General features: G+C 57.0%; 1 protein-coding gene. It reads left to right on the top strand.

Annotated elements, in window-relative coordinates:
- Positions 1-265: ATP-binding cassette domain-containing protein (locus VJI93_RS08945; protein WP_324009347.1), on the top strand; the 265-nt coding region annotated here is incomplete at both ends.

The raw sequence follows: 265 nt of genomic DNA, 5'->3' as shown, positions 1-265 counted from the left end.
AGCGCCCTTTTGACCAACAGCTCGCCCGCGCCCTGTTTGAACAGCTTCATCTGGAACAGGTCGAATGGTCGAAGCCAGCGCAGCAATTGTCTGGCGGCGAAAAACAGCGTGTAGCCCTCGTGCGGACACTGCTCCTGCGTCCGGCTGTTCTGCTATTGGATGAAGTCACAGCCTCGCTGGATACGAGAAGCAAGCTGGCAACCGAGCAATTGCTCGTCGATTTGCACAAACAAACAGGCACGACCATCCTCTGGGTCACGCACGA

It is taken from the genome of Parvimonas sp. M20 (assembly GCF_035282425.1).
GTDB lineage: Bacteria > Bacillota > Clostridia > Tissierellales > Peptoniphilaceae > Parvimonas.
The sequence above is the reverse complement of the archived record's forward strand: the minus strand, read 5'-3'. Positions and strand labels throughout refer to the sequence as shown.